The 8,810-nt window shown below is 50.3% G+C and carries 7 protein-coding genes; 4 read left to right on the forward strand and 3 right to left on the reverse strand.

Annotated elements, in window-relative coordinates; translation table 11 throughout:
- Window positions 1-89 precede the first annotated feature (89 nt).
- The 3 genes from M2133_RS13385 to rnr all read right to left on the reverse strand — a co-directional run bounded on the left by M2133_RS13385 (window position 90) and on the right by rnr (window position 3,065).
- Window positions 90-452: a helix-turn-helix domain-containing protein gene (locus tag M2133_RS13385; RefSeq protein WP_277466684.1), complete on the reverse strand. Its 363-nt coding sequence runs from the start codon at window positions 450-452 to the stop codon at window positions 90-92.
- Window positions 453-481: 29 nt separating this feature from the next.
- Window positions 482-781: a type II toxin-antitoxin system HigB family toxin gene (locus M2133_RS13390; RefSeq protein WP_277466685.1), complete on the reverse strand. Its 300-nt coding sequence runs from the start codon at window positions 779-781 to the stop codon at window positions 482-484.
- Window positions 782-869: 88 nt separating this feature from the next.
- Window positions 870-3,065: a ribonuclease R gene (gene rnr, locus M2133_RS13395; protein ID WP_277466686.1), complete on the reverse strand. Its 2,196-nt coding sequence runs from the start codon at window positions 3,063-3,065 to the stop codon at window positions 870-872.
- A gap of 424 nt (window positions 3,066-3,489) precedes the next feature.
- Between rnr and M2133_RS13400 the strand changes: the two genes are divergently transcribed.
- The 4 genes from M2133_RS13400 (at window position 3,490) to M2133_RS13415 (ending at window position 8,636) form a co-directional block, all read left to right on the forward strand.
- Window positions 3,490-4,629, forward strand: a complete 1,140-nt coding sequence (locus M2133_RS13400) for a hypothetical protein (RefSeq protein WP_277466687.1) — start codon at window positions 3,490-3,492, stop codon at window positions 4,627-4,629.
- Between the two features lie 77 nt (window positions 4,630-4,706).
- On the forward strand, window positions 4,707-6,569 hold the full coding sequence (locus M2133_RS13405; RefSeq protein ID WP_277466688.1) for a DNA topoisomerase IV subunit B: 1,863 nt from the start codon (window positions 4,707-4,709) through the stop codon (window positions 6,567-6,569).
- The gene (gene coaD, locus M2133_RS13410) at window positions 6,566-7,024 is read left to right on the forward strand and encodes a pantetheine-phosphate adenylyltransferase (RefSeq protein ID WP_277466689.1); all 459 of its coding nucleotides are present in this window, start codon (window positions 6,566-6,568) and stop codon (window positions 7,022-7,024) included. The genes M2133_RS13405 and coaD overlap by 4 nt, the downstream gene beginning before the upstream one ends.
- 19 nt (window positions 7,025-7,043) lie before the next feature.
- Entirely contained in the window at window positions 7,044-8,636 is a 1,593-nt protein-coding gene (locus M2133_RS13415; RefSeq protein ID WP_277466690.1) for a S41 family peptidase, read from the forward strand.
- Window positions 8,637-8,810: the final 174 nt, after the last annotated feature.

The raw sequence follows: 8,810 nt of genomic DNA on the forward strand, positions 1-8,810 counted from the left end.
CTCCGGCAGCCTTTCACAAAAAGCCGCCGGAGTTATAAAAAAGGCCGCCGGAGTTTTCAAAAACTCCGGCGGCTTTTTTTTAGTTCTTCTTAAACCCCCAATAAAGCAGAAGCCGGAATGCTTAATACCCGGCAAAGAGATCGGGCTACTTTCAAAGTCGGTTCCGATCGGCCGGACATATAATCGCTTATCCGCGAAGGGCTTACCCCTATCTCTTCCGCCAGTTGCTTTTGCGTCATCCCTTTTTCTTCCAGGAACAATTCAATAAGCTCCGAAACAGTCGGTTTCTCTATGGGAAAATGTTCCTTCTCATAACTGATTACAATGTCAGATACAAGCGTAAGCTCAACCGCATTCCTGTCGTTGGCAGGCGTCGCCTCACCGACCAGGGGCAAGAGGTCTTCTATCCTGTTCAACGCAAATTCATATTGATCTTTCGTTATCTTGCGCATACCTTATTCTTTTTATTCATCATTCAAAACTAAATCGAAGCACAGTCTATTTTGTCATACTGCTCATGCGTCCCTACAAAACGGATGAAGATGTAACCCATGGTAAACTTAACGACAACAACCAAACGATAGCGATTACCCCGTATGTCAAAGACATAATGTTGATTTCCAACATAGTCAACCGTTTGAAAGTCTACCTTCATTTCAGATAGATTCCTCCACTGCGCTTTATCGGCTATATCATACCACCGTTCTAACGCAACCCGCGAATCTTCATATCCTTTTGTCTCGTAAAAGTCTTTCAGTCGCTTATGTGAGACTATCCTCATCTGTTTTTCTTTTATACAAATATAGGGATTTGTTTTGAGTTACAAAACAAATCCCTATAAATATTCTGAATTATCGAACGCATTGATTTTACACCAACATGAAATCGAGTTGTTTGCGTTCGAGGTTGGCTTGTACGACTTTGATGGTGATGGGGTCGCCCAGGCGGTATTCGCGGCGGGTGCGGCGGCCGGCCAGGCAGTAGTTTTTGTCGTCGAATTCGTAGTAGTCGTCGTCGAGGTCGCGGATGGGGACCATGCCTTCGCATTTGTTCTCGTTCAGTTCCACGTACAATCCCCACTCGGTCACCCCGGAGATTACGCCGTCGAAGACCATGCCCAGTTTGTCTTTCATAAACTCTACCTGCTTGTACTTCACCGAAGCGCGTTCGGCATTGGCCGCGATCTGCTCCATGTTGGAACTGTGGTCGCAGAGCTCGTCGAGCTTCGCTTTCGGCATGCTACGCCCGCCATCGAGGTAGCGTTCCAACAGGCGGTGCACCATCATATCGGGATAACGACGGATGGGCGAAGTGAAATGGGAATAGAAAGGAAACGCCAGTCCGTAATGCCCGACATTCTCGGTCGCATACCGCGCCTTCTGCATGGCACGGATCGCCAGGGTCTCGATCAGGTTCTCTTCGGGTTTGCCCTGCGCGCTGTCCAATAGGCGGTTGATGCCTTTGGAGATCTCCGTCTGACTGCCTTCGGTCTTCAATTTGTAACCAAAGCGGCGGATAAAGGCGGCGAAGTTCTCCATCTTCTCCGGGTTGGGCTGTTCGTGGATACGGTAGACAAACGATTTCTTGGTCTTGCCCTTGCCGGGATCGCCCACAAAGGCAGCGACGGTCCGGTTGGCCAATAGCATAAATTCTTCGATCAACTTATTGGCGTCTTTGGCCTCTTTGAAGTAAACACTTAAGGGCTTGCCCTTCTCGTCGATCTCGAACTTCACCTCGTAACGGTCGAAGTTGATCGCTCCGTTCTTGAATCGGGCTTCGCGCAGTTTCTTGGCGAGGGTATTGAGGATGATCAGTTCGTCTTTGTGATCGCCTTCGCCGGTCTCGAGGATCTGTTGCGCCTCTTCGTAGGTGAAGCGGCGGTCGCTCTTAATCACTGTGCGCACGATGCGGTATTTCTTGACCTCCGCGTCTTCGTTCATCTCGAAGATGACCGAGAAGCAGAGTTTCTCTTCGTCGGGGCGAAGCGAGCAGATGAGGTTACTCAACCGCTCGGGCAGCATCGGGATGGTGCGGTCGACCAGGTAAACGGAGGTCGCGCGTTCCTGCGCTTCCCGTTCGATAATACTCTCGGGCCGGACGTAATGGGTCACGTCGGCGATATGCACGCCGATCTCCCAGTTGCCGTTCTCCAGGCGACGGACAGAAAGGGCATCGTCGAAGTCTTTCGCATCGCGCGGGTCGATCGTAAAGGTCAATACCTGACGGAAGTCCTCCCGTTTCTCAATCTCTTCCTGTGGAATTTCCTCCGGGATCCGGTTGGCGGCTTTCTCTACGGCCACCGGATATTTATACGGCAAGCCAAACTCGGCCAGGATCGCATGCATCTCGGTCGTGTTGTCGCCCGCTTGTCCCAGGATATCAACGACCTTGCCGATCGGATTTTTCTGCCCCTCGGGCCATTCTTCGATCTGTACGATGGCTTTGTCGCCACTTTTCCCGCCTTTCAGTTTGTCTTTCGGGATAAAAATATCATTGGCCAGCGTTTTATCTTCGGTCACCAGGAAAGCAAATCCTTTGGTCACCTGCAATTTGCCGACATAGGTCGCTTCTTTCCGTTCCAGGATCTCGATCACCTCGCCTTCCGGTTCGGCGCCTTTGCGCTTGGCAAAGAGCTGCACCTTCACCTTATCCCCATCCATCGCATGGCCGGAGTTGCGCTCGGCGATAAAGACCGGTGTGCCGCCATCCTCGGGCACAAACGAGTTCTTCCCGTTGCTGCGGCGGTTGAAGGTGCCCGTCGCCTGGCTTCCCAGGTCATGCAGTTTATATCGTCCCCGGTCGATCTCCGTGATAAATTGATCCGCCGCCAGATCGTAGAGGATATCGGCGACCTGCAATTTCTGCACGGCATTCTCGACACCGATCAATTTACTGATCTGCTTATAGTTGAACGCCTCTTTCGGGGAAGACTGGAACGCATTGACAATGGATACGACCATCAATTCTTTGCGCATCCGTTTTCCACCTTTTTTCTTCTCTTTTTTAGGGGGTAGGCCGGCTTTCGATGCGGGTTTATCTTTTCTTTTTGATTTATTTTTTCTCATTTTTTCTGCATTTATAATTGTATGTATCAGCCACATCCGTCGCGAATACGGCCTTCTATTTTCTTTTCGGGATAAAGATAACACTAAAGATCAGGATTTGTGCTTTAGAATGAACAGAAAAAGAGGCCCGAATGTTCAAATTTACACGCGCCTGTACCAGAGCGGATTATAGGGAGTATTCATTTGTTGATAATTATCAACAAGTTTGTTGACAATTGTCAACAGATCTGTTGATAACTATCAACAAATGTGTTGACGGTTATCAACAAACAAATACCCCCGCCGATCGCACCGATTCCTCCCTCCGGTCGTCGCCTGGAACAGGGGGATAAAAACGGGAGGAAAAATCGTTACGCCTTACTTCTAAGTGCCGAATAATTTATGTAAATTTGCCCGTTAAAATCACCGGATTAATACTGGACAAATGAGTATAGAAGTAAAACAAGTCACTACCCGGAAGGAACTGAAGGAGTATGTCAAATTCAATATTGAATTATACAAAGACTGCCCGTATGCTGTGCCCGAACTGATTTCCGAAGAAATGGAGACGCTGGATAAGGAGAAAAACCCGGCATTTGAGTCCTGCGAGGCCATCAACTTCCTGGCTTACAGGGACGGAAAAATCGTGGGCCGTATTACCGGCATGATCAACCATTCGAGTAATGCCGTGTGGAAAGAGAAATATGCCCGTTTCGGTTTTGTCGATTTTATTGACGATGCCGAGGTGGCAGACGCCTTGTTCGGTGCCGTAGAACAATGGGCGAAAGCGAAAGGCATGGAAGCCTTGCACGGCCCGTTGGGATTTACGGATATGGACAACGAAGGTATGCTGGTGGAAGGCTTCGATCAGCTGGGTACGATGGCGACGCTCTACAACTATCCGTATTATCCCAACCATATCGAGCGCCTGGGCTACCACAAAGACCAGGACTGGCAGGAGTTCAAGATCTATATCCCCGACGCTGTGCCCGACAAACACCTGCGTATCGGCGAACTGGTGAAGAAGAAATACGGATTGAAGGTCTTAAAATTCAAAAACGCCAAAGAGGTCATGCCGTATGCGCAAAAGATCTTCGATACGTTGAACGCGGCATTCGCACCCCTCTATGGCTTTGCGCCGCTCACGCAGAAGCAGATCGATTATTACGTCAAGAAATACATCCCCATGCTGCGTTACGAACTGGTCACGGTGATCATCCGGGAAGAAGACGACGCAGTGGTCGGTTTCGGCATCTCATTGCCCAATATGTCGAAGGCCTTGCAGAAAGCCCAGGGCAAGATGTTCCCCTTCGGCTGGTTTCATCTGTTGAAGACTTTATACTCCAAGCCTAAAGTGGTGGACCTCTACCTGACCGGCGTTTTGCCCGAGTACCAGAACAAAGGCGTCAATGCTTTGTTATTTAATGACCTGATCCCTATTTACAAAGGATTAGGCGTGGAATACGCGGAAACCAACCCGGAACTGGAGACCAACAGCGCCGTACAGGCCCAGTGGGATTATTTCCGGAAAGAACACCATAAGACGAGGAGAGCATACATCAAACAATTGACAATTGATAATTGATAATTGACAATTTGCCGAAGAGGTGATTGTCGATTCTCAACTATCAATTATCAATTATCAATTATTAATTAAAAAACATGAACGAACTGAACGACACTTTACAGCAGGAAACAGCGTATAACGACGACGACATTAAAACCCTCGATTGGATGGAGCATATCCGTCGGCGTCCCGGTATGTATATCGGGAAGCTGGGTGACGGGACGTATGCCGACGACGGGATCTACGTGTTGTTGAAAGAAGTATTAGACAACTCGATCGATGAATACATGATGGGCTATGGCAAGACCATCGAAGTGACCATCGAAGAAGGAACGGTCTGCGTACGCGACTACGGACGTGGTGTGCCGTTGGGCAAGGTGGTCGATGTGTCGAGCAAGATGAACACCGGAGCGAAATACGACAGTAAAGCGTTCAAGAAATCAGTCGGCCTCAACGGGGTTGGGATCAAGGCGGTCAACGCCCTGAGCAGCTTTTTCCAGATCACCAGCCACCGCGACGGCGAGATGAAGCAGGTGGAATACAGCCGCGCCCATATCACGTCGGAGACGGATATCGTCCCGACCGGCGAAGGCAACGGAACCTCGACTTATTTTATCCCCGACCGGGAGATCTTCCGCGAATACGAATACAAAGATGAGTTTATCGAAAGCCTGTTGAAGAATTATGTGTTCCTCAACTCGGGACTGACGATCATTTATAACGGCAAGAGATTCTTCTCGCGCAACGGGTTGCTCGACCTGTTGAACGAAAACATGACCACCGAGCCGCTCTATCCCATCATCCACCTGAAAGGCGATGATATCGAAGTGGTGCTCACCCATAGCAACCAATACGGCGAAGAATACTACTCGTTTGTGAACGGGCAATACACCACCCAGGGTGGTACGCACCTCTCGGCTTTCAAAGAAACGATCGGCCGGGTGATCAAGGAATACTACTCGAAGAACTTCGAATACTCCGATATCCGCAGTGGTATCGTGGCAGCCATCAGCATCAAAGTGGAAGAGCCGGTGTTCGAAAGCCAGACGAAGACGAAACTGGGATCCAAAGACATCGGCCCGGACGGTCCGACCGTCTCCAAGTTTATCGGCGACTTCATCAAAAAAGAACTCGATAACTACCTGCATAAGAACCCCGACACCTCGGAAGCCATGCTCCGCAAGATCATCGACTCCGAGAAAGAACGCAAAGCCATTGCGGGTGTGACCAAACTGGCGCGCGAACGGGCAAAGAAAGCCAACCTGCACAACCGCAAACTGCGCGACTGCCGCATCCACCTGACCGATACGAAAGGCGACAAGCAGGAAGATACCTGTATCTTTATCACCGAGGGCGACTCGGCCAGCGGCTCGATCACCAAAAGCCGCAATCCGAACCTGCAAGCGGTATTCAGCCTGCGCGGTAAGCCGTTGAACAGTTTCGGCTTGACCAAGAAGGTAGTCTACGAAAACGAGGAGTTCAACCTCTTGCAAGCCGCACTCAATATCGAAGACGGGCTGGAAGGCCTGCGCTACAACAAAGTGATCATCGCTACCGATGCCGATGTCGATGGCATGCACATCCGCTTGTTGTTGATGACGTTCTTCCTGCAGTTCTTCCCCGATCTGATCAAACGTAACCATGTCTATATCCTGCAAACGCCGTTGTTCCGCGTGCGCAACAAGCAAAAGACCTGGTATTGCTATACCGAAGAGGAACGACTGAGTGCCATCCAGGCCGCCGGCAAGAACCCGGAGATCACCCGCTTCAAAGGCTTGGGAGAAATCTCGCCCGATGAGTTCAAGAACTTTATCGGTGAAGATATGCGCCTCGATCCGGTGACGATGAAGAAAGAAGACCTGGTCAAGGAGATGTTGGAGTTCTATATGGGCAAAAACACGATGGAACGGCAGGTATTTATTATTGATAATCTGGTAATAGAAGAAGATATCGCATGAAAAGAGTAGCCCTCTTCCCGGGAACGTTCGATCCCTTTACCCTCGGACATCAGTCGCTGGTCAGCCGGGGATTGCTGTTGGTCGATGAGATCGTGATCGCCGTAGGCATCAACGACAAGAAACTGACCTACTTCAGCCTTGAAAAGCGGATGGAGGCCATCGAGAAGCTCTACAAAGACAATCCGGCGGTACGCGTGATGTCGTACGACTCGTTGACCGTCGACTTTGCCAAAGAAGTGAACGCGGGTTTTATCCTGCGCGGCATCCGCACGGCAAACGACTTCGAGTACGAGAAAAGTATCGCCGATGTCAACCGGGTACTGACCGGGATCGAGACATTTATCCTCTTCACTGAACCAAAACACACCCATATCAGTTCTAGTATTGTGCGCGAGCTCTTGCGTTACGGAAAAGATATATCCATGTTCGTCCCGAAAGAGACGGAATTGTATTGACAAATAGTATAAAAACAAAATGAAGAAAGTCCTCTTATCGCTGCTTCTGACGACGACCATCCTGTCTCTCGGAGCGCAGAACACCAACAATAAGGATGCCCGGAAGTTGCAGATGGCGCTCTATGCCATTAGCAACCTGTATGTCGACTCGACAGACCAGAGTAAACTGGTAGAAGATGGAATCATCGGTATGCTCGAGAAACTCGATCCCCACTCGAACTACCTCAATCCGGAAGAGACCAAAGAGATGACCGAACCATTGCAAGGCAACTTCGACGGCATCGGTATCCAGTTTAATATGCTGACCGACACGCTCTACGTGATCCAGGTGATCCCCGGCGGACCGTCGGAACGGGTAGGCCTGCGGGCCGGCGACCGGATCATCCAGGTGAACGATACCCTGATCGCCGGTGTGCAGATGAAGACCAACGACATCATGAAACGCCTGCGGGGCAAGAAAGGCACGGAGGTGACCGTCAAGGTCCTGCGCGATAAGAACCCCGAACTCCTGGCGTTCAAGATCGTGCGCGATAAGATCCCCGTATTCAGTCTCGATGCCGCCTATATGCTCGACAAAGCGACCGGATACATCAAACTCAACCGCTTCGCGGCGTCCACCCTCGACGAATACAAAGAGGAATTCGCTAAACTGCGGAAGAAAGGCATGAAGAACCTGGTGCTCGACCTGCAAGGCAACGGCGGCGGCTTCCTGAATATTGCCATCGACCTGGCGGATGAGTTCCTGGACAAAGGCAAACTGATCGTCTATACCGAAGGCGTGAACCAACCCCGCGAAGAGGCCAATGCCACGGGCAAAGGCGACTTCGAACAGGGACGGCTGGTGATCCTGGTCGACGAAGGCTCGGCCTCGGCAAGCGAGATCGTCTCGGGAGCGATTCAGGACTGGGACCGCGGGGTGATCGTCGGACGACGCACCTTCGGTAAAGGGCTGGTACAGAAACCAATCCCCCTGCCCGACGGCTCGATGATCCGACTGACCGTATCGCGCTATTTCACGCCCAACGGACGCTCGATCCAGAAACCCTACGAGAAAGGCGATGCCGAAGCTTACCAGCACGACCTGATCGACCGCTACAACAAAGGCGAACTGATGAGCGCCGACAGCATTCATTTCCCCGATTCGATGAAGTATAACACCTTGACCACCGGACGCACAGTCTATGGCGGGGGTGGTATCATGCCGGATATCTTTATCCCGCTCGATACGACCCTTTCTTCGCCTTACCACCGCCGCTTGATCGCGACCGGTATCGTCAACCGTGCGGCGATGAACTACCTCGATCAGCAACGCGCCGAGATGACTCGTCAATACAAGAACTTCGACAGCTACAAAGCCGGTTTCACCATCCCCGAAAGCCTCCTGCAACAAGTCGTTGAGATGGCCAACGAGGAAAAGATCGAGTACAACGAAGAGCAGTTCAACCACGCCAAACCGTTATTGATGCTGCAACTCAAGGCATTGATCGCGCGCGATATGTACGAGATGAACGAATACTTCCAGATCATCAACGACATAAACGACAGCCTCAAAGCCGCCCTGCAGATCATCAACGACCCGAAAGCGTATGAATTGACGCTAAAACGTCAATAATTATGAATTATGAGTTATGAATTATGAGAAAAACGCTCACTCATAGTTCACTTCTCATAATTCATAATTCATAATTCACAATTACTACTGATGCGTTAATTTTTTAATTTCAACCGTAACAGGTTGATTATATATAAGATACAAGCGTTCTTTGATTTTTTGATTTGAATTGAC

Source organism: Parabacteroides sp. PF5-6 (assembly GCF_029504695.1).
Taxonomy (GTDB): domain Bacteria; phylum Bacteroidota; class Bacteroidia; order Bacteroidales; family Tannerellaceae; genus QVMG01.